We start from the raw sequence: 20,512 nt of genomic DNA, 5'->3' as shown, positions 1-20,512 counted from the left end.
CCGCCATGAACGATCCGTCCATAGATTTCGAATCTATGAAACAAGCGTTCACACGGCGTTAACCGGAGGCCGTCGCCGCACGCCTGCGCAAAATCGGGATACTGGAGTGTGTGAGCACTCCCCCGCAGCCCCCTCCCACCTCGACCGACGTCCTGGTCGTGGGTGCGGGCCCAGCAGGATCGTCCGCAGCGGCATGGGCAGCGCGATCCGGCCGCGACGTCGCCCTCGTCGACGCAGCCGTCTTTCCTCGCGACAAGACCTGCGGCGATGGCCTGACGCCTCGCGCCGTCGCCGAACTCGATCAGCTCGGCCTCGGCGAATGGGTGCGTGGGAAAGCGCGCAATCGCGGTCTGCGGTTGAGCGGATTCGGCCAGGAACTGCAACTCGAGTGGCCGAGCAAATCCCTGCCGACCGTCGGAAGTGCCGTACCCCGAACCGAATTGGACGATCGCATTCGCGCTGTCGCCGTCGAATCCGGGGCAGTCATGGCCGAGGGCTCGAAGGCCGTTGCCGTCACCCGCGAGGGCAACTCCGTCCGATCGGTGACTCTGCAGACCGCTACCGGCGCCCACGAGATCTCCTGCCGCACACTGATCGTCGCCGACGGCGTCCGCTCCACCCTGGGCAGACAACTCGGCCGGCAATGGCATCGGGACACCGCGTTCGGCGTCGCGGCTCGCGCATACATCACCTCGGGACGCAGCGACGACGAGTGGATCAGCTCGCACCTCGAATTGCGTGACGCCGCAGGCACTCTGCAGCCCGGTTACGGCTGGGTCTTCCCGCTGAACGACGGGAACATCAACATCGGCGTCGGCACGCTCGCCACCGCCACGAGACCGGCTACCGGCGCGTTACGGCCGCTGCTCGACCTCTACACCGAGCAGCGGCGTCCGGAATGGGCGTTGACAGGCGAGCTGCGGGCGGTGGCGTCGGCGCTGTTACCGATGGGCGGAGCGGTCTCCGGCGTCGCAGGCACCAACTGGGCCATCATCGGCGACGCCGCAGCGTGCGTGAACCCACTCAACGGCGAGGGCATCGACTACGGACTCGAAGGCGGCCGCATGGTCGTCGACCTGCTCGATCACCCCGACCTCACCGAGGCCTGGCCCACTCTGCTGCTCGAGCACTACGGACAGGCGTTCTCCATCGCGAGACGACTCGCCGGCCTGTTGACCGTGCCGAGATTCCTGCCCGCAGCGGGACCGGTGGGCATGCGCTCGCGGGCCCTGATGAAAGTCGCCGTCCGCTGCATGGGCAACCTGATCACCGAGGCCGACAGTGACCTCGTCGCCCGTACCTGGCGGGCATCGGGAACCGGTTCACTGAAAATCGATTCCCGGCCGCCGTTTTCGTGAACCGTTCTACGGTCGAATTGCCTTGTGCAGCGCCACGATTCCACCGGTCAGGTTGCGCCACTGCACGTCGGTCCAACCGGCGTCGGCTATGCGCTGAGCCAACTGTTCCTGCGTGGGCCAGGCGCGGATCGACTCCGCGAGGTAGACGTAGGCATCGGGGTTACTACTCACGGTGCGAGCGACTTTCGGTAACGCCTTCATCAGGTACTCCATGTACACGGTGCGGAACGGGCCGAACACCGGAGTGGAGAATTCCGACACCACGAGGCGCCCACCCGGCTTGGTGACGCGGGCGATCTCGCGCAGCCCGGCATCGAAATCCGAGACGTTGCGGAGGCCGAACGAGATGGTGGCAGCATCGAAGCTCGCGTCGGCGTACGGCAGTGCCATGGCATCACCGGCAACCATCGGTACGCCGCGTTGCAGCCCGGCTTGCAGCATGCCCTTGGAGAAGTCGGTGGCCACGCACCAGGCTCCGCTGCGGCCGAGTTCGACCGTCGAGACGCCGGTGCCCGCGGCAAGGTCCAGTACCCGCTCACCCGGTTTCAGGTCCAGGGCTCGACGCGTCAGCTTGCGCCAACTGCGATCCTGCCCGAACGACAGAACCGTGTTGGTGATGTCGTATCGCCGAGCGACGCCGTCGAACATCGACGCCACCTCGTGGGGCTCTTTTGCCAGGGTTGCGCGTGATGTCTGGGCCACGAGGTCCAGACTACTCAAGCAATCTTTTTTATCCGCGGTGCTGTGATGCCTTGCACGTCGTAGTAATGGGAGATCAGCTCGTCGCAGATGGCCGGCCAGGTGCGGTGTAGAACCGACTTGCGGGCGGCGTCGCCGAAACGGGCGCGGGTGACGGGCTCGGCGAGGGCTCCGACTGCGCTCGGCAGCAATTCGGTGAACTTGTCGACCGGCAGCAGATAGCCGTTGCGGCAGTGCGAGATCAGATCGCGCGGGCCGCCGGCGTCCGGTCCGATGACGGGCACTCCGCTGGCAAGTGCTTCCTGCACTGCCTGGCAGAAGGTTTCGTGTTCGCCTGGATGCACGAAGATGTCGAAGCTGGCGTAGGCCTGTGCGAGTTCGGCTCCGCCGAGTTGGCCGGTGAAGATGGCGTTCGGCATCAGCGCCTGCAAGGTTGCCGTGTCGGGTCCGCCGCCGACGATCACCAGCTGGATCGACGGATCCGTGGCCAGGACGGCAAGCCGCTCGACGTGCTTCTCGGGGGCGAGCCTGCCGACGAAGCCGACGATCAGTTTGTCTCCGGCTCCCCACTGAGTTCTGAGCGTCTGCGACTTGGCAGAGGGTGCGAAGCGGACCGCGTCCACTCCCCTGGCCCACCGATGGACGCGCGGGATGCCGTGCAGCTCCAGTGCATCGACGGCCGACGTCGACGGTGCCAGGGTGCGGGCCGCGCCGCGGTGCAGTCTCCTGGTCCAGCGCCACGCCGCCTTCGAGGTCAGGCCCAGGCCGTAACTCGCGGCGAAACCGGCGACATCGGTCTGGTAGACGGCAACTGCGGGCACGTCCAACCGGTTGGCGGCGGCCAGGCCGCCGGCTCCGAGCAGGAACGGCGAGGCCAGATGTACGACGTCGGGGGCGAATTCGCGCAAGGCCGACACCATCCCGAGTCCGGGCACCCCGACGGGCAACGAGCTCACCTTCGGAACCATCACGGACGGCACCCGATACACCGGAACGTTGTCGTGCCACGTTTCGGCCTTCGGGCCGGACGGATTGTCCGGGGCGATGACGATGGCATCGTGCCCGGTCCTGTCGAGATGTTCGAGGACACGGATCACCGAGTGGGTGACCCCGTTCATGTTGGGTAAGAACGATTCCGCAACGATGGCTACTCGCACGATCCTCAGTGTGGGCGGCCTCGCCGTCGACCAGGTATGGACAACATTACGTGTGGGCCAACGTCACACGAATTGCGTGATCACCCACGACGGATCGGGGTTGGTGCGGTGCTCGGACGGGGCGAACACCGTCGGGACCGTCTCGTTGCCGTCGTTCACCGACCGGACCCGCGCTGCCGCTGCCGGATCCTGGCGGATGCTCGTCCACACTGCTTTCTTCCCGCGTAGCAGCAGAGCCACCCGCAGCCGCAGGCAGAAAATGCAGCCCGGCCGCCAGTAGATCAGCGGAACGGACCGGTCCGCGGCGAGCACTCGTGAAGCATCGTCGGACAGAGAACGCGGATACAGCACCGGAGTCGTCAGAACGAGAAGGAACACCACGACAAGCACCATCACGACGATCGACGACGCGATGTTGCCGAAGTTCACCAACGCGAAACCGGCCACTGCGGCGATAGCGGCGATGACCCACCGCTTGGCATTACGCATATTCGGTCTCCTTACGCTGTGTCTCCTTGCGACGGAGCCAGAACAGTACGGGCCCCGCGATGAGCCAGGTGACGACGATGACCGAACCTGCCGGGACGATGGCGACGGTGGCGTCACGGCCTGCGACCCGCACCAGCAGCTCGACGTCGTCGGGTTCGGCCTTGTAGTACTCGACCTCGATGCGTTGGCCCGCGACGAGGTTGGTGGGATACAGGACGCCGAGCGCCGGGTTGTGCGTCACGCCGTCCGGAGTGATGAAGCTGACGGCCGACCGCAACTTGCCTGCAGACAGCACCTCGGCGGTGGCGGTGCCCTTGTCGGAATCGATGGTGACGTCGTTTCGCCATGCTCCGACCACCAGCAACACCGCCAGCACCGAGATCGCGGTAGCGACCACGAGCACGATCAGCCGGGTCCTGCGCAGGGTTCGGCTGCCTCGGGCTGTGTCGGTCACTTCGACAGATTACTTCGCAGCCGATCGGGCTCGGCTCGGGTAGCGTCTGCTCTCATGTCTCGCAGCTTCGAACACACACTCCGCGCGTCCAATCCTCCCGCTGAAGTGCACGCAGCACTGACCAGTGAGGACCAGTGGATGGCGCGCTTCGCCAAGGCGAAGAAGACGGACGGGTACGAGCTGACCAAGCACGACGACGGCGGCCTGACGGTCGACATCTCCGAAGAGGTCGGCACCAACGAGCTCCCCGGATTCGTCACCAAGGTCATCAAGGGCAAGCTGATCGTCTCCCGCACCGATTATTGGGGCCCGCTCGAGGGCGATCACGCCGAAGGAACGCTGACCGGTAGTACCACCGGCCTACCGGCGAAGATCACCGGCACGTTGTCTCTGCAGCCCGACGGCACCGGCGCGAAGTTGCTCATCACGGGTGAATCGACGGTCAAGATCCCGCTCGTCGGCGGCAAGATCGAGGACCTGATCAACAAGATGATCAAGGACATGATCGATCAGGAAACCGGTGAAACTCTCGAATGGGTTGCAGCGCAACAGAGCTAGAGCCGGGCGCGGATCGCCGCGTGCAGATCCCGCAATCCCGATCGCTCCGTGGTCACTTCCAACACTCTGATCCCCACGGCATGTGCGGTGAGTTCGGTTGCCAGCTCGGATAATTCGACCAACCGATGCTCGACGCGATAGGCCCCGCACAATGCTCCGAGATCCATTCCGTGTGGCGTGCCGAATACTCGCTCGAACACGCCCGCATACTGCGGATCCCCCTGCTCGAGCAGCTCGAAGATGCCACCGCCGTCGTCGTTGGCGACGACGATCGTCAAATCGTCGGGGCGCGGCTCGCCGGTTCCGATGAGCATGCCCGCCGCGTCGTGCAGGAACGTCAGATCACCGAGAAGCGCTATGGTGCGCCGCTTTCCGGCCATCGCGGCACCGATCGCCGTCGAGACGGTGCCGTCGATGCCGGCAACGCCGCGGTTGGACAGGACCTTCACCCCCGGGATCGGGGTCGAGACGAGGGCCGCGTCGCGCACCGGGTTGGAGGCTCCGAGCACCAGCTGATCGCCGGGCTGCAGCGCGGACATGACGACGTCGGCGACGTGCAGACCGGTAGGCTTGGGATGCTCTCGAAGTTGTTCGTGCACAGCTTTTTCAGCGCGCTCGGACAGCGCAGCGCAGCGGGCGATCCAGGCGGGATCAGGCGCACCGGTGGTGATGGCGCGGGTTCCCGTCGCCAGTACGTTGCCAGAGACGTCGGGCCAACGCGGACCGGTGGTGAGCGCGATGACGTCGACGGCGGGGTCGGCCAGCAGCGCCGAGACCTGGCGGTGCAGTGTCGGGCGTCCGGTGATGACGGCCTGACGCGGTTTCAACTGCGCCAGAGCCAAGGGGTGCAACGCAATTCCGTGCAGCGGCGCGGTCGGCTCGGCGACGGTCGGCAAGCCGGCGAGCTCCGGACGGACGCCGCCGCCGTGTCCGGAGACGACCACGGTGTCGATCGTCAGGTCCAGCTCGACCGGCACGTCCAGCGTCGCCTGGGTGGTCGTCGTCCACGGCATCCCGTCCGGACGCCCTTCGGGCCGCGCCCCCGGATCGCCGAGGGCAGGAACCAGGGGTTCACGCAGTGGAATATCGAAGTGCACGGGTCCGGCGTTGCCCGAGCGTGCGCCGCGCGCAGCAGCGATGACTCGCGAGACCGCGCTGCGCCACTGACTGTTCTGTTTCGGCTCCTCTTCGGCCAGCCCGAGGCTGATGGTTGCGCGAACCTGGGATCCGAAGAGGCCGAGCTGCTCGATGGTCTGGTTGGCTCCGGTGCCGAGCATCTCGTAGGGCCGGTTGGCACTGATGACGATCAGCGGGATGCGGGCGTAGTTCGCTTCGAGTACGGCGGGCCCGAGGTTTGCCACCGCCGTTCCCGACGTCATCACCACCGGTACGGGTTGGCCGCTACCCAGGCTCAGTCCGATGGCCAGAAATCCGGCGGTCCGTTCGTCGATCCGCATGTGCAATCGCAGACGTCCGGCCGCGTCGGCTTCCTGCAAAGCGAACGCCAACGGGGCGTTGCGCGAGCCGGGGCACAGCACGACGTCTTCGATGCCGCTGCGCGCCAGTTCGTCGACGACAGCAGTGGCCTGAGCGGTGGACGGATTCACAGTTTCCAGAGTGTCAGATGCTCCGGTCGGCCGCCGCAACCGGGCTTTGACAGTATTGAGAGGTGCGTACAGTCTTTCGACCCGAAGAGGTCACCCCACGTCGCTTCTACCAGCTGCTGACTGCGTCGGTAGTGCCCAGGCCCATCGCGTGGGTGTCCACCGTCTCCGCCGACGGTGTGGCGAACCTCGCGCCCTACAGCTTCTTCACGGTCTCCTCGGTGGAGCCGCCGGTCGTGCAGTTCACGTCGGTGAGCCGCAAGGACAGTCTGCGCAACATCGAGGCCACCGGCGAGTTCGTCGTCAATCTGGCGACGGCACCGTTGGTCGATCAGGTCAACGACAGCTCGGCGAGCTTCGATCACGGCGTCAGCGAGTTCGAGGCGGTCGGCATCGAGAGCGAACCCAGTGCGATCGTGACGCCGCCGCGTGTGGCGGCCGCACCGATTGCCATCGAGGCGACGCTGCATCGCGTCGTCGAGGTGGGAAACTGCTTCGTCGTCATGGGCACCGTCGTCGCGCTGTCGGTACGCCCCGAATTCCTCGCCGAGGACGGACTCCCCGAGTTCGAGAGCATCGCCCCGCTCAGTCGCCTAGGCCGCACCGAGTGGGGATTGCCGCCCGAGGTTCGTGAGATCGAGCGACCTTCTTGATTCGCTGGCTGCTGCTGATAGCCGTCACGGTCGGACTGACCGTCGGAGCCGACGCGCTCGGTGTGCCGTCGGCTGCACTGTTCGTCGCGTTGCTGGTGGCCGTGGTCTTCGCACTCGCCGGTTGGGCTCCGACGACGGGCACCGAGCGGGCACCGCTACCGCGTCGACTCGGGATGGCGGCGCAGGCGATACTCGGCGTCGAGATCGGAACGCTCGTACAGCGCGAGACCCTGAGCTCGCTGGGGGACGCGTGGCTACCGGTGCTGCTGGCGTGCATCGGCACCCTGCTGTTGTCGATCGCGGCAGGAGCGTTGCTCGGACTTCGCAAAGACATCGATTCGCTGACCGGTTCGCTGGCGCTCGTCGCGGGAGGCGCGTCGGGACTGGTGGCGATCACGCAGGAGCTCGGCGGCGACGAACGAGTCGTCGCCGTAGTGCAGTACCTGCGCGTCGTACTGGTGACGACCACGTTGCCGCTGGTCGCGACCCTGGTGTTCGACGCCCAGCCCGGACAGTCGTCGGTCACCGCCGACGTTCACGAAGCACTGTGGATCGATCTTGCCTTCGTCCTGATCTGCGGGGCCATCGGTGTGCTGCTCGCCAAGGTGATCCGGCTGCCCGCCCCCGCCCTGCTCGGCCCGCTGATCATGGCCACGCTCGCCGACGTGCTCGGCGTCTCGTTCGACGCATCCGTTCCGACGTTGTTGCTGTGGGCGGCGTACATCGTCATCGGCTGGCAGGCCGGACTGCGGTTCACCGTCGCCAGCCTCAAGTCGATCTCGCGTGTCCTGCCCGCATCGCTGATGTTGATCATCGCCGTCACGGTCTGCTGCGCAGTGCTCGGATTGTGGTTGGCGTCGGCAACCGGGACGAGCGGGTACGAGGGCTACCTCGCGACCACTCCGGGCGGCGTCTACGCAGTACTCGCCATCGCAGCCTCGACCGGCGCGAACGTGACATTCGTCGTGGCCGCCCAGGTCATCCGAGTCTTCATGATGTTGTTCGCAGTACCCGTCGGAGCCAAGGTGGTTCAGCGCTATCGCCGCCGCCGGCCCGACTGAGGGACACCACCATCGCTGTTCACGGTCGGCCGACCTCTGCGACATGAGCAAGTTCGGTGAAGCCGCCGGGTAGTACTGGATTAGTGTGATCTCACATGTCCGGCTCCGGAAAAGGTCACACCGTCGTCTCCGACTCGGCAGGAATCGACAGCGCACCGTACGCGTCGCTGCGCGCTCGGCCGCTCCCCCGTGCCGAACGGTACGAACTGGGTCGACGCCTACGCGAGAAGGTCCCGATCGCCTCACTCGGGGAGTGGGCAGCACCGCCGGATCGCCCCGACCCGGTCAAACAGATCGAGTACTCGCACCAGGGCCGAATCGAATGGTTGATCCCCACCCGTCTCGAGCGAATGGTCGAATCCCCCTACGGATTTCTGCGCGGAACAGCCATCGTCATGGCTCGGGACGTCGCGATGCTGCCCTCGACCGGGATCAATCCGGTGATCAGCGGCGACGCCCACCTCGGCAACTTCGGCTTCTACGCCTCCCCCGAACGTGACCTCGTCATCGACCTCAATGATTTCGACGAGGCACATCCGGGAGCCTGGGAGTGGGATCTCCGACGCCTCGCCGCCAGCATCTGGGTGGCCGGGCGGCAGAACGGACGCAGCGAAGATCAGTGTCGCGATGCCGTCACCGCGTGTGTGTCCTCGTATCGCATCGAGGTGGCCAGGCTGGCGGACGAGCCGCTGATGTCGCGTTCGTTCCAGCGTCTGACGGCAGAGAAATTGCAGCGGGACGCCACTGCCGGATCGTTGCGCAAGGAGATCAAGCGCGCCACCAAGAAAGCGCGTCGACGCACCAGTGACCGCGTGCTACCTCGATTCACCGAGGAGCACGAGGGCAAGCGCAGGATCGTCGAGGAGCCGCCGATCACCACCCGCATCTCGGCGAAGGACGAAGAGCTGCTCGCCGTCGGGCTGGACGAGTACCTGCTCACCCTCACCCCGCATTGGCGTCGGGTGCTGGGGGGATACACGTTGATCGACGTCGCGCATCGCGTCGTCGGGGTGGGAAGTGTCGGGCTTCGGGCGTATGTCGCGCTACTCGAGGGGACCAGCGAGGACGACGTGGTGTTCCTGCAGCTCAAGCAGGCCAGACGATCGGTGCTTGCACCGTACGTGCACGGCGAGTCTGCGTGGCACGATCACCAGGGACAACGCGTCGTCGAGTACCAACAGGATCTGCAGACGGTGAGCGATCCGCTGCTGGGCTGGACCACCATCGCCGGCCGGCAGTACTACGTGCGGCAGTTCCGCAACATGAAGGGGACGATCGATCTCTCGTCGATCGATGCGCCGGCCCTGGTGGACTACGCACGGGTGGTGGGGCGCCTGCTGGCGAAGGGACATGCCCGCACCAGCGGCGCGTCGATGATCTCGGGATACACCGGCGATTCCGATGAACTCGACGTCGCTCTGGGCCGATTCGCGCGACTGTATGCCGATCAAACCGAGGCCGATTGGGAGCGGTTGAGCGCTACGCGCATGTGAGCAGAAATTCGTAGCAGGCTACGAATTTCTGCTCACATGCGGCGAAGCCGCTCAGCTGCTCAGGCGTGCTTGGCGACCAGGTCACCCACGCGCGGCAGTGCCTCGGTGACGTTCTTCTTCGCCGAGCCACGCAGGCTGCCGTAGAACTTCTTGACGACGGACTTGTCGGTTTCCTCGATACGCGCATCGGTGACCGAGAGCAGGGCGTCGGATGCGGCGTCGCCGTTGGCGGCGAGGTACTGACCGAACGTGCCCTGCGGGGCGGCGTTGTACGACTGCCAGAACGGGTCGAGCTTGTCGACGAAATCGGGCCACAGGGCAGAGACCGCGCTGTCGATGTACGACGGCCCGACCTTCTTCACTGCGCCGTATCCCCCCTTGACCGCGAGCCCGCTCGCGCCCTTCTTGTCCGCAACCTCGGCGTCGATCAGCGCCAGGACATCGACGCGCAGCGCGTCGGCCTTCGACTCGTCGAGCAGCGAATCCTTCAGTGCAGCAACCACTTCGAAGTTCCTCCCAGATATTCAGCGGTCCCACGCGGACCGGGCGCAAGACTACCGCAGAAGGGCGTGACAGCGCCGAACTCGATCGATCCACCACTGTGTGCGCTCGGCGTCGGCACCGAGTTCGATCAGGGCCTGCGCATCCGGTTCGGCGCTCTGGACCGGATACGTTCCGTCGACCACGTCCAGTGCCGGGGCGACGTCACGGACGAACAGACTGCCCGTTCCCAACCCGCATGCAAATTCGAGATGCGGAATTGCAGCGGCTGCGGCCAACCCGGCCGAGATGCCGACCGCAGAATCGAGTGCACTCGACACCACCACCGGCACCCCGTACTCCGCCAACTCGCCTGCCAGTTCGAGCACTGCCCGCATCCCGCCGAGCGGAGCGACCTTCACTACCGCGATGTCGGCCCCGCCTGCCCGTACGACCTTCATCGGGTCCTCGGCTCGGCGGATGCTCTCGTCGGCGGCCACCCGCACCCCCGGTGTCCGACGCCGCAGTTCGACGAGCTCGGCAACGGTGGCACACGGTTGCTCGGCGTACTCCAGTGGGCCGTCGGCCGTCAGGGCCGCCAGCGCCGTCACCGCCTCGTCGACGGTCCAGCCGCCGTTGGCGTCTATTCGGACGCGCGGCACCAGCTCACGCACCGCGCGGACGCGAGCGACGTCGTCGGCCAGGGTCTGACCTTTCTCGGCCACCTTCACCTTCGCCGTCTCGGCCCCGGGAGACCGACTCAGCACCGACGCCACGTCGGCGGCCGGCACCGCAGGAACCGTTGCGTTCACCGGGATACGTCGACGCAGCGGGCTCGGCGGGCCCTCCCATGCAGCCTCGATGGCCGAGGCCAACCACGGAGCCGATTCGCCGTCGTCGTATTCGGTGAACGGCGAGAACTCACCCCACCCGGCGGGCCCCCGGATCAACAACACCTCACGCGTGGTGATGCCGCGGAATCTCGTCCGCATCGGCATCGAGAGCACGTGTGCGCCGTTGAGCAGGTCGTCGACCGACGGGATCATTGCTGCCCCGGAAGCAACTGCACCATCAACGCTTCACAGTCGGCCAGGAGGTTGCCGTCCAGATCGGTGAGCCGGGCGTTGATGAACGTCTTACGTCCTTCCACCCTGTCCACCGCGCCTTCGACGACCAGCTCGGTGTTCAGTGGAGTCACCTTGCGATAGTTGATGTGCAGGTACGCCGTCCGGCTGATGGGCCTGCCGTAGGCGTGCTGGATCAGGCCGAAGAGGTCGTCGAACAGCAGAGGCAGCGTGCCACCGTGCGCGGCGGAGTTACCACCGAGATGGAAGCGCCGGAACATGCCCCGGCTGCGGACGCCGTCGGCGTCGATCTTCTCGATGATCCAGGGCATCAGCAACAGCGAGCCTCGTCCCGGCAGACGCGGAACTCGCCCGGCCGTCTGACGGCCTTCGGCAACCACGTGCGGAGTCATCAGCTCGATCAATTCTCCTGCTTTGCCTGCGGCCGCCTCGGCGACCTCGGCCGGCAGCGAGGTGGACACCGCGAGGTCCTGCACCGTGCGCAAGGCCTCGAGCAGCTGCCCGTACTCCGGGCCCACCTTCGCCGGCACGAAACGCGGGAAGCCGCCGTGATGGTCGTAATCGGGGTCGGATTCTCGGTCGAGCTCGATCGGATCGGTCATGACCTGCACGCTAGCTGCACCGACCGGTCGGCACGGATGGCACCCCGACCACCGTTAAGCTGACGACCGTGACCTTCACTCCCGAGCTGTGGCTCCCCGTTCCCGGTTTCGAAGATCTGACCGACATCACCTATCACCGGCACGTGTCCGACGCGACCGTGCGGGTTGCGTTCGATCGTCCCGAGATCCGCAATGCGTTTCGGCCGCACACCGTCGACGAGTTGTACCGCGCGCTCGAGCACGCGCGGGTGAGCTCCGACGTGGGCACGGTGCTGCTCACCGGCAACGGACCGAGCAGCAAGGACGGCGGCTGGGCCTTCTGCTCCGGCGGAGATCAGCGCATCCGCGGACGCAGTGGCTACCAGTATGCGGAGGGCGAGACGGCCGAGACCGTGGACAAGGCTCGCGCCGGGCGCCTGCACATTCTGGAAGTGCAGCGGCTGATCAGATTCATGCCGAAGGTCGTCATCTGTCTGGTCAACGGCTGGGCAGCGGGCGGCGGCCACAGCCTGCACGTGGTGTGCGATCTGACGCTGGCGAGCCGCGAGCATGCTCGCTTCAAGCAGACCGACGCCGATGTCGGCAGCTTCGACGGTGGCTACGGCAGTGCATACCTGGCCAAGATGGTCGGCCAGAAGTTCGCCCGAGAGATCTTCTTCCTCGGCGAGACGTACTCGGCCGAGGAGATGCATCGCATGGGCGCCGTGAACAAGGTCGTCGATCACGCCGAACTCGAGAACACGGCAATCGAATGGGCCGCGAAGATCAACGCAAAGTCGCCGCAGGCGCAGCGGATGCTCAAGTACGCATTCAACCTGCAGGACGACGGCCTGGTGGGCCAGCAGCTGTTCGCGGGTGAAGCCACCAGGCTGGCGTACATGACCGACGAGGCCGTCGAGGGACGCGATGCGTTCCTCGAAAAGCGCGAACCCGACTGGTCGCCGTTCCCTCGTTACTTCTGACCTGCTCGTGAACTCGCCAGGCGGCTCTCGGAACGCGCTCGTACGGTGGTTTCTGCAGCCGTTCGACTACGCCTGGATGGCGGATTTCCAGAACTCGCGTCCCACCGGACGGGCCATCCGTTGGGTGATGGCCGTCCTGACGCTGAACTACGGCGCTCTTGCGGTGGTGTCTCTGTTCTCCGTCGACACCTCGCGGAGCGTCGTGGCAATCGGCTGGAAAGCCGTCCTGCTCGTCATGGTCGTGGTGGTCGCAGCCGCGTGGATCACCAAGCCGTTCCCCGGCCGATTCGGAGTGGTGGCGTTCGCCGTCTTCGCCGACCTGGGCACGGCCTCCACTCTCCTGATCAATCCGCTCGCGGACGCGGTACTCACCTGCGCGCTGTTCGCCGTGATCGGCACCTTCTGCACGTTCTTCCTCAGCCCGCGCTGGCTGGTGGCCCACTTGTTCTTCGCTGTGGTCTGCACTGTCGTGGCCGCAGCGGCGACCTACGGCAACACCGAGGTGGACATCGCATCATTGATCTTCCGGACCAACGTGGTGCTGTTGGTCATTGCCGGGGTTCCGCTGACCTCGCACCTGCTGGTGACCGTCCTGACCGATGACGCTCGAAGTTCGTTGCTCGATCCACTCACCGGGCTGCTCAATCGGCGCGGACTCGATGCGGCAGTAGACGACGTGTGGCAGCTCGGACGGGAACAGGATCGATGCGTGGCGGTGCTGGTGGTGGACATCGACCGATTCAAATCCATCAACGACCAGTACGGGCACGAGGAAGGAGACGCGGTCATCGTGCGCGTCGCCGAGCGGCTCGGTACCCATCTCGGCGAGTACGGGGTGCTCGCCCGCACCGGCGGTGAGGAGTACCTCGCGGTGGTCTCGACGTCTCGATTGCACGTCGACGCCCTCATCCACGGGGTCCGGCGAGCCTTGCGCGACCCGACCGACACCGTCTCGGTGACCATCAGCATCGGGGCCGCCATCGTGTACTGGGATTCGACGGTGTGGGATCAGGACGGCGACATCGTCACGCGCGCAACACGGGTGGCGGACTCGATGATGTACGAGGCCAAAGCTGCGGGCGGCGATCGGGTGATGAAGAGCGTGCTGTAACAGGACCGTGGTATCCATGCGGGGTGGACATCCTCGCCTCTCGGACAATTCTGCGGCCGGCCGACTACCGGAAGACCCTCGAGTTCTATCGCGATGGCCTCTCCCTTGCCGTGTTTCGGGAGTATCCCGGCGGCACGGTGTTGTTCGCGGGACAGGGTTTGCTCGAGATCGCGTCGCATCATCGCGGCGACGGGCCAGGTACGTTTGCCGGCGCGCTGTGGCTGCAGGTACGCGACATCGAGTCGGCAACAGAAGAATTGGAAGCAGCGGGGATCCCGATCGTGCGCGAGGCGCGAACGGAGCCGTGGGGCCTGATCGAAATGTGGATCGAGGATCCGGACGGGATTTCGATCGTGCTGGTTCAGATCCCGCAGGATCATCCGCTCCGACGCGACAACCGCTAACTACTGCCGGCGCTGTCGGCGATCGTCCGCAGTACCGACTGCGCCGACTGCGGCCGCGACCACAGATACCCCTGTGCCAGGGTGCACCCGAGTTCGAGTGCAGCGTCGGCCTGTTCGCGGCTTTCGATGCCCTCGACGATCATCGTCAGATCGAGGTCCTTCGCGACTCCGGCCAACGACCTGATCATCGCCCGCCCGGCGACGGTATCGACGAACCGCGTCAGGTGACCGTCGATCTTGATCCCGTCGGGCTGCAATGTCACCAACCGTTCGAGCGAGGACCAGCCCGAACCGAAATCGTCGAGCAGTACACGGAAGCCCAACGCGTGCACGTCGTCGATGTGCCTGCGCAGCAGCGGCCCCGGTGTCACGGCGGTGGTTTCGGTGAGCTCGAGCGAAATCGACGACGGGGACACCCCGGACGACGCGATGGCGCGTTCGAGGTGGATGACGCCGTCGGGGTGGGCGAGGTGGCGACCCGAAATGTTGACCGTCAGTCGAAGGTCAGGACGATGGACGTGCCACTTCTTCATCTCGGCCGCGGCCTGGGTGAGCACACTGAGGTCGACGTCGATGATCAGTTCGCTGGCCTCGGCGAACGGGACGAAATCCGCCGGCACCACCAGCCCGCGCGTGGGGTGGTGCCAGCGCGCCAACGCCTCGAAGCCGACGATCTCCTCGGTTCGCATATCCACGATCGACTGGAACCAGGGCACGATGTGACCGTCGGCGATGGAGTCGGCGATGTCGTTGTCGCTGCCCAGCCGAATGACGCCGGATCCGACGCGGCGATGCAGATCGAGTTGCTCCTCGAGCACCGACGCGAACTGTTCGAGTTCCTGCATCTGCTCACCCGAGAGTGATCGCGGCGTGCGATCGAGCAAGCACAGGGTGCCGATGACCAGGCCTTCTCGGCCTCGCAACGGAACTGATGCGTACGACGCGATGCCGTTGTCGTCGAGGATGGCGCGTTGCCGGGTGGTGGCGTGCACGCGCCCGTGCGCGACGACCGCGGGCTCCCCGGTGCGCACCACGTCGTCGCACAGCGTGTCGGCCCGCTCGACGGTGGACACCGGCGGTCCGCCGACGTTGACCAGCGTGTACTGAGTGTCTTCGTCGAGCACGTTGAGCTGGGCGATCGCGAATCCGACGCTACGAGCGGCGAATTCGACCGTCGAACGCAGCGCTGGAGTGGTTGCCTCGACATCGAGGTATCGGCGAGCCGAGTCGCTCTGTCGGCGAGACTGGGAGCGCGCGGTGTCCGCGACCTCACCGTCCACCGGCATCTCCTCACCCAAGACCACCGGGCCCGTTCTGGAACCGGATACAGGTGAGCTTAACCGGGCGAGTTCGGCAGATTCGACCGATAGCCCAACACCGAGTGGTCACAACGACGGATAACGGGTGTGCAGAAGTCGGTGCCGCAGCACCGCAGCGGCGAGCCGCTTGCCTTCCTCTGTAGCGACCGATCCGGCGCTCTGCGACCCGGACGTACGATCGCTTTCCGAGAACCCGACTGCTCCGAGCGCACTCAGCTCGGCCACCAACGTCCTTGCCAAGGGTTCGGCATGCTCGGGAGCCGGAGTCTCGCCCGCGTGGGTCCATCCCTCGGCGCGCAACAGTCTCGCCAGATCGTCGGCGCTGGTCTCCACATCGGCGACGTCCTGACCGACGATCATGCGAGCAAGAATCACCTCGGCGGCGATCGTGTCCGGGTGATATCCGGTGCCGACGATGCCGCCGGTGAGCACGCGCCACAGCCCGTCGGAGCTCAGCTGCCGGGTGCGGGCGGTGGGCACCAATCGCCCGGCCGAACGACGCAGCAGACGCACCCGCATGAGGAGGCGTCGGAGCACGAGAACTTTCTCGGTGTCGAGTTCACGTCCGACATGGGAGGGACGCTCGTTCGGGGGGAAAACGGTGGATGCGATGGTTGCTACGAGCTCGTCCGGCAGGTACCCGGCATCGGTCAGCGCGACACCCTCGCCGATGCATCCGATGAAGTTCTCCAGCCTGCGCACACAGCCGTACATCGGTTCGACGGCATCGTGCAGCGCGTCGCGCAGCCCCAGATAGAGCTCTGCGCGCGGTGCGCTGTAACTGCTCCAGAGTTCGATGCGGTGGTCGAGGAGTTGTTCCAGCAGAACGGCTTCGGAGTGGTCCCTCCCACGATCGGAGGTCAACACCGCGTCGGTGACGCCGCGTCGCCGCATGGCCCGCGCGTTGGCACCGAGTGGTCTACCACCCGGCCTGGACGGCTCGAACTCGCCGGCGATCGTCGCCACTTCCAGTGTCTCGCCGATTTTTTCGACGATGACCCGTTCGATGCCGGTGGGGGCGTCCTGCCAGGTGACAAGTTCGGTGTCGAGGGCACCGATGCCCGACTGTTCGGTGGCCGCGCGATACTTCTGCAACCAGGCTGCGTCGTCGACAGTTCGGACGAGTTCCTCGGTCACCGCACTGCGGGCGATATCCGCATATCCGACGCGGCCGAGGCGGTCGAGCAACTCGCCGAGTGCGCGGGCAATGTCGACGCCGCGATCGGGGCCCTCTGCGGCATGCCGCAGATAGACCCAGAGAAAGGACTGCACAGAATGTTGAGTGGGGCCCGCCGGCGGAGACACGCCGATCAGACCGTCCCACCCCAGACGCGCATCGGCAGCAAGCGCGGGATCGACGGAATCGAAATACGACAGAGCGGCCGACACTGCGTCGTCCATGCCCGATCCCTTCACGGTTTCCACTGTTCCACAACGGGTCGATTCGAGGCGACGACCACCGTGTGTCGGGCGGCACAGCAAACTTGGACATATAAGGCAAATAGGTGAACGAGAAGTGAACTGCGGGCGACTTCACGGCACCCAAGAAGAACACTTCGCAAGAAATTTCCACGAAAGACCGTTCGTGTCCCACACTTTCCACCGTGAGCGCTGAATTTCTCGTACTTCTCGTGGTGGTCGTGACGGCACTGGCCTTCGACTTCACCAACGGTTTCCACGACACCGCCAACGCCATGGCGACGTCGATCGCAACGGGGGCATTGAAGCCCAAGGTCGCGGTCACCCTGTCTGCCGTCCTCAACCTGGTCGGCGCCTTCCTGTCCGTAGAGGTGGCTGCCACCGTCGCAAAGGGGATCGTCAACCTCGGCGACACCGGCGGCCAGGACCTGCTGACCATCATCTTCGCCGGCCTCGTCGGCGGCATCCTGTGGAACCTCGCCACCTGGCTGCTCGGCATCCCGTCGAGCAGCTCGCACGCACTGTTCGGCGGCCTCATCGGTGCCACCATGGCGGGCCTGGGAACCAGCGGCGTGGTGTGGGATGGGGTGTGGAGCAAGATCGTGTTGCCCGCCGTGCTGGCCCCCATCGTCGCCGGCCTCGTAGCCACCGTCGGCACCTGGATCATCTACCGCATCACCAACGCAGTTCCCGAGAAGTCCAAGGAACGCGGATTCCGCTGGGGCCAGATCGGTTCGGCCTCGCTCGTCTCGCTCGCACACGGCACCAACGACGCCCAGAAGACGATGGGCGTGATCTTCCTGGCACTCGTCGCCTACGGCACCGTCTCGCCCGACGCCGAAATGCCCCTGTGGGTCAAGGTCACCTGTGCACTCGCCATCGCGTTGGGCACCTACCTCGGGGGCTGGCGCGTCATCCGCACTCTGGGCAAGGGCCTGGTGGAGATCGCATCTCCACAGGGCATGGCCGCCGAGTCCTCCTCTGCAGCAATCATTCTCACCTCCAGCCACCTCGGCCTCCCGCTCTCGACCACCCAGGTTGCCACCGGCTCGATCCTCGGATCGGGACTCGGCAAGCCCGGTGCCGCCGTGCGATGGAACGTCGCAGGCCGGATGGCCGTCGCCTGGGTCATCACCCTGCCGCTCGCCGGAGTGGTCGGCGCTGCGTGCTGGCTGCTCGCACACACGATCGGCGGTCTACCCGGCGTCCTCGTGGTCTTCGCCATCCTCGTCGGCCTGGCCACCGTCATGTATGTCCGTTCGCGCCGCGAACCCGTCGATCCGAACAACGTGAACGCCGAGTGGGACGGCGGACTCGTTCCCGCCGCCACCGAAGCCGACTCCCCCGCGAAGGTCTGAACTCATGGAAACTCTGAAACACACCATTGATTCGTTGTGGCAGGTCGTATTGGTCGGACTGCTGCTCGGTGCCGGACTGCCCGCGATCTTCGCTTTCGGACTCAAAGCGCTCTCGGTCGGTGACGTTGCCGATGACGCCGCGCCGGGGACCACCCGGGTGGCGCGCCCCGCAATCGCCACCGCCGCGGCCGTCCTCTGCTTCGCAGTAGTGGTCGTCGCGATCGTGGCCGGAATCCTCTTCATCATGAAGAACTTCCTCGACAGCACCTTCGGCATCTCCGTCTTCTGAGAAGGGTTCAACTCTCATGACCGACTCCACCAAGACCGCCTTTCCGGCCTCGGTGCTCGAATGGCTCCGAGCCGGATACCCCGAGGGCGTTCCGCCCAAGGACCGCTTCCCGCTCGTCGCACTTCTGCGTCGCGCCGCACTCACCGACGCTCAGGTGCAGGAGATCGTCCTCGATCTGGTCTCTCCCGCCACCGGCGCGCTCGACGACGGTGCCATTTCGACCGACGAGATCGCAACGTACATCCGCGGACAGATCGACGCCGAGCCGACAGCCGAGGACATCACTCGCGTCTCGGCACGGTTGGCCGCCGGTGGTTGGCCGCTCGCGGATCCGGCGGCCCTGTAAGGCCATGTCGGTCCCGTCGTTCCTCCACTCGATCGTCGGTTGGCTTCGCGGCGGGTATCCCGACGGGGTACCCGAAGCGGATTACGTTCCCCTCCTTGCTCTTCTGAATCGGCGACTGTCCGACGACGAAGTGCAGTCGGTGATGGATGCCCTCATCGCCGACGGCCGGCTGCCTGCCGACAAAGCAGGTATTTCCGTCACCATCACCAAGGTCACCAACGAGATGCCGCGGGAAGAGGACGTCAACCGGGTACGCGCGAACCTCGCCGCCGGTGGCTGGCCCCTGGCCGACCCGTTCACCATCCGGCGCAAGGACTAATCTCGCGAGTGTGCTCGAGAGCGTTCCCATTCCGACCGGACCTGCCGCGGCAGACATCCTGCCGCGGCTGAGCCGTGTGCTGGCCGGTGACGGACCGGCCGTACTTCCTGTTCCCGCAGACGATCCGCGCGAGATCGGTCGTCTACACGACGCTCTGGCACCCGGCACTCCTATCGAGGACGGCGTCGCACTGGTCGTCGCAACGTCCGGCACGACGGGAATACCCAAGGGAGCCATGCTGTCTGCGTCTGCTCTGGTTGCGTCGGCGACGGCCACCGAGGAGCGACTCGGCGGGCCCGGCTCGTGGCTGCTGGCGTTGCCTGCACACCACATCGCCGGGATGCAGGTCTTGTTGCGGAGCGTGCTCGCCGGAACGTCGCCGGTGATCATGGATGTGTCCCACGGTTTCGATCCGGCCGCGTTGATCGAGGCCGTGGGACGGATGTCGGGCCCCCTGCGCTACACGTCCCTGGTTCCCGGCCAGTTGGTCAAAGCCTTCGAGAACCCCGAGGCTGTTGCTGCATTGTCGTCTCTCGATGCCGTTCTGCTCGGTGGGGCGGCAACGCCAATCCCTCTGCGCGAGAGAGCTTTTGCTGAGGGTATTCGATTGGTCCGCACCTACGGCATGAGTGAGACCGCCGGCGGCTGTGTGTACGACGGGGTTCCCCTGCGCGAGACGGTGGTGCGCATCGACGACGGCCGGGTCGTGTTGGGCGGAAGAACACTGGCCTCGGGGTACCGCGGACTTCCTGATCATCCGGCGTTCGCCGAACCGGGGTGGTTTCGCACGGACGACGCGGGGACCATGGTCGACGGGGTGCTGAGCATTACCGGTCGACTCGACGAGGCCATCTCGACTGGCGGCTTGACCGTCGTACCGCAGGTCGTCGAAGCAGCACTGGCAACGCATCCCGCAGTACGCGAATGTGCGGTCGTCGGATTGCCGGACGAGCGCCTCGGCCAGAGAGTGGTGGTCGCAGTGGTCGCCTCTGCGCCGGTGACGTTGGCGGAGTTGCGCTCTCACGTCGCAGCGTCGTTGGACGTCACGGCCGCGCCACGTGAGTTGTTTCTGGTGGAATCACTGCCGACCCGAGGCCCGGGAAAACTGAATCGAGCAGAATTGCGAGCTGTGCTGGGGAGGAGCTGAGCGGTCTCGCTCGGTTGGTGGTCCCCCGGTTGGCGGCACTCCCCCGGTTGGCGGCAAACGCGAGCGCATTCGCCAGGTGCGCGCGAAATACGGTAGTTGTCAACCTGTCTGAGACAGGTGGATGTTGATTCCGGTCGGTGTTGGT

Annotated in this window: 23 protein-coding genes; 13 read left to right on the top strand and 10 right to left on the bottom strand. The window is 65.8% G+C overall.

Annotated elements, in window-relative coordinates; translation table 11 throughout:
• Positions 1-110: 110 nt before the first annotated feature.
• Entirely contained in the window at positions 111-1,358 is a 1,248-nt protein-coding gene (locus tag AC5WEY_RS19710; protein WP_495647195.1) for a geranylgeranyl reductase family protein, read from the top strand.
• A 6-nt stretch (positions 1,359-1,364) separates the two neighbouring features.
• Here AC5WEY_RS19710 and AC5WEY_RS19705 read toward each other — a convergent pair whose 3' ends face one another.
• The 4 genes from AC5WEY_RS19705 to AC5WEY_RS19690 all read right to left on the bottom strand — a co-directional run bounded on the left by AC5WEY_RS19705 (position 1,365) and on the right by AC5WEY_RS19690 (position 4,157).
• Positions 1,365-2,060, bottom strand: a complete 696-nt coding sequence (locus AC5WEY_RS19705) for a demethylmenaquinone methyltransferase (protein WP_495647194.1) — start codon at positions 2,058-2,060, stop codon at positions 1,365-1,367.
• A 14-nt stretch (positions 2,061-2,074) separates the two neighbouring features.
• Entirely contained in the window at positions 2,075-3,214 is a 1,140-nt protein-coding gene (locus AC5WEY_RS19700) for a glycosyltransferase family 4 protein (RefSeq protein ID WP_495647193.1), read from the bottom strand.
• A 63-nt stretch (positions 3,215-3,277) separates the two neighbouring features.
• On the bottom strand, positions 3,278-3,703 hold the full coding sequence (locus tag AC5WEY_RS19695; RefSeq protein ID WP_495647192.1) for a glutaredoxin domain-containing protein: 426 nt from the start codon (positions 3,701-3,703) through the stop codon (positions 3,278-3,280).
• A complete protein-coding gene (locus AC5WEY_RS19690) occupies positions 3,696-4,157 on the bottom strand; it encodes a DUF3592 domain-containing protein (protein ID WP_495647191.1) in 462 nt (153 codons plus the stop codon). The genes AC5WEY_RS19695 and AC5WEY_RS19690 overlap by 8 nt, the downstream gene beginning before the upstream one ends.
• Positions 4,158-4,211: 54 nt before the next feature.
• Here AC5WEY_RS19690 and AC5WEY_RS19685 point away from each other — a divergent pair, with 54 nt between their 5' ends.
• Positions 4,212-4,715, top strand: a complete 504-nt coding sequence (locus AC5WEY_RS19685) for a DUF2505 domain-containing protein (RefSeq protein WP_495647190.1) — start codon at positions 4,212-4,214, stop codon at positions 4,713-4,715.
• Here the strand turns inward: AC5WEY_RS19685 and menD are convergent.
• On the bottom strand, positions 4,712-6,322 hold the full coding sequence (gene menD / locus AC5WEY_RS19680) for a 2-succinyl-5-enolpyruvyl-6-hydroxy-3-cyclohexene-1-carboxylic-acid synthase (RefSeq protein ID WP_495647189.1): 1,611 nt from the start codon (positions 6,320-6,322) through the stop codon (positions 4,712-4,714). The genes AC5WEY_RS19685 and menD overlap by 4 nt on opposite strands.
• Positions 6,323-6,384: 62 nt before the next feature.
• Here menD and AC5WEY_RS19675 point away from each other — a divergent pair, with 62 nt between their 5' ends.
• The 3 genes from AC5WEY_RS19675 (at position 6,385) to AC5WEY_RS19665 (ending at position 9,526) form a co-directional block, all read left to right on the top strand.
• Positions 6,385-6,972, top strand: a complete 588-nt coding sequence (locus tag AC5WEY_RS19675) for a flavin reductase family protein (protein WP_495647188.1) — start codon at positions 6,385-6,387, stop codon at positions 6,970-6,972.
• Positions 6,969-8,033, top strand: coding sequence for an AbrB family transcriptional regulator (locus AC5WEY_RS19670; protein ID WP_495647187.1), 1,065 nt, complete (start codon positions 6,969-6,971; stop codon positions 8,031-8,033). Before AC5WEY_RS19675 ends, AC5WEY_RS19670 begins: the two co-directional genes overlap by 4 nt.
• A 95-nt stretch (positions 8,034-8,128) precedes the next feature.
• Positions 8,129-9,526, top strand: coding sequence for a DUF2252 domain-containing protein (locus AC5WEY_RS19665; protein WP_495647186.1), 1,398 nt, complete (start codon positions 8,129-8,131; stop codon positions 9,524-9,526).
• 59 nt (positions 9,527-9,585) lie between these two features.
• On the opposite strand, the gene AC5WEY_RS19660 is transcribed toward AC5WEY_RS19665, so the two are convergent.
• From AC5WEY_RS19660 to AC5WEY_RS19650, 3 genes are read right to left on the bottom strand one after another with little or no spacing between them, the layout of a single operon-like run.
• Positions 9,586-10,029 carry a DUF6918 family protein gene (locus AC5WEY_RS19660; RefSeq protein WP_057475204.1) on the bottom strand — a complete coding sequence of 148 codons (444 nt, stop codon included), beginning with the start codon at positions 10,027-10,029 and terminating at the stop codon, positions 9,586-9,588.
• A 51-nt stretch (positions 10,030-10,080) separates the two neighbouring features.
• Positions 10,081-11,052: an o-succinylbenzoate synthase gene (locus AC5WEY_RS19655; protein ID WP_495647185.1), complete on the bottom strand. Its 972-nt coding sequence runs from the start codon at positions 11,050-11,052 to the stop codon at positions 10,081-10,083.
• The gene (locus AC5WEY_RS19650; protein WP_495647184.1) at positions 11,049-11,693 is read right to left on the bottom strand and encodes a PaaI family thioesterase; all 645 of its coding nucleotides are present in this window, start codon (positions 11,691-11,693) and stop codon (positions 11,049-11,051) included. Before AC5WEY_RS19650 ends, AC5WEY_RS19655 begins: the two co-directional genes overlap by 4 nt.
• Before the next feature lie 68 nt (positions 11,694-11,761).
• Between AC5WEY_RS19650 and AC5WEY_RS19645 the strand changes: the two genes are divergently transcribed.
• The 3 genes from AC5WEY_RS19645 to AC5WEY_RS19635 are packed head-to-tail and all read left to right on the top strand — an operon-like array spanning position 11,762 to position 14,170.
• Positions 11,762-12,655 (top strand): 1,4-dihydroxy-2-naphthoyl-CoA synthase, encoded by an 894-nt coding sequence (locus AC5WEY_RS19645; protein ID WP_495647183.1) that lies wholly within the window; start codon positions 11,762-11,764, stop codon positions 12,653-12,655.
• Positions 12,656-12,662: 7 nt separating this feature from the next.
• Positions 12,663-13,766: a GGDEF domain-containing protein gene (locus AC5WEY_RS19640; RefSeq protein ID WP_235581483.1), complete on the top strand. Its 1,104-nt coding sequence runs from the start codon at positions 12,663-12,665 to the stop codon at positions 13,764-13,766.
• Positions 13,767-13,789: 23 nt separating this feature from the next.
• On the top strand, positions 13,790-14,170 hold the full coding sequence (locus tag AC5WEY_RS19635) for a VOC family protein (RefSeq protein WP_057475200.1): 381 nt from the start codon (positions 13,790-13,792) through the stop codon (positions 14,168-14,170).
• Here the strand turns inward: AC5WEY_RS19635 and AC5WEY_RS19630 are convergent.
• Entirely contained in the window at positions 14,167-15,450 is a 1,284-nt protein-coding gene (locus tag AC5WEY_RS19630; RefSeq protein WP_495647182.1) for a sensor domain-containing phosphodiesterase, read from the bottom strand. The two genes, AC5WEY_RS19635 and AC5WEY_RS19630, sit on opposite strands and share 4 nt — an antisense overlap.
• A 105-nt stretch (positions 15,451-15,555) precedes the next feature.
• On the bottom strand, positions 15,556-16,890 hold the full coding sequence (locus AC5WEY_RS19625; protein ID WP_495647181.1) for a hypothetical protein: 1,335 nt from the start codon (positions 16,888-16,890) through the stop codon (positions 15,556-15,558).
• Between the two features lie 203 nt (positions 16,891-17,093).
• Between AC5WEY_RS19625 and AC5WEY_RS19620 the strand changes: the two genes are divergently transcribed.
• Genes AC5WEY_RS19620 through menE form a run of 5 tightly spaced genes read left to right on the top strand, consistent with a single transcriptional unit; the run spans position 17,094 to position 20,367 of the window.
• Positions 17,094-18,266: an inorganic phosphate transporter gene (locus tag AC5WEY_RS19620; protein WP_495647180.1), complete on the top strand. Its 1,173-nt coding sequence runs from the start codon at positions 17,094-17,096 to the stop codon at positions 18,264-18,266.
• A gap of 4 nt (positions 18,267-18,270) precedes the next feature.
• A complete protein-coding gene (locus AC5WEY_RS19615) occupies positions 18,271-18,555 on the top strand; it encodes a hypothetical protein (RefSeq protein ID WP_495647179.1) in 285 nt (94 codons plus the stop codon).
• 16 nt (positions 18,556-18,571) lie between these two features.
• Positions 18,572-18,901: a DUF3349 domain-containing protein gene (locus AC5WEY_RS19610; protein ID WP_057475196.1), complete on the top strand. Its 330-nt coding sequence runs from the start codon at positions 18,572-18,574 to the stop codon at positions 18,899-18,901.
• Positions 18,902-18,905: 4 nt separating this feature from the next.
• Positions 18,906-19,220, top strand: coding sequence for a DUF3349 domain-containing protein (locus AC5WEY_RS19605; RefSeq protein ID WP_495647178.1), 315 nt, complete (start codon positions 18,906-18,908; stop codon positions 19,218-19,220).
• Between the two features lie 10 nt (positions 19,221-19,230).
• Positions 19,231-20,367, top strand: a complete 1,137-nt coding sequence (gene menE, locus AC5WEY_RS19600) for an o-succinylbenzoate--CoA ligase (protein ID WP_495647177.1) — start codon at positions 19,231-19,233, stop codon at positions 20,365-20,367.
• The last annotated feature ends 145 nt before the right edge of the window (positions 20,368-20,512 follow it).

It is taken from the genome of Rhodococcoides sp. S146-33, from assembly GCF_059489205.1.
The sequence above is the reverse complement of the archived record's forward strand: the minus strand, read 5'-3'. Positions and strand labels throughout refer to the sequence as shown.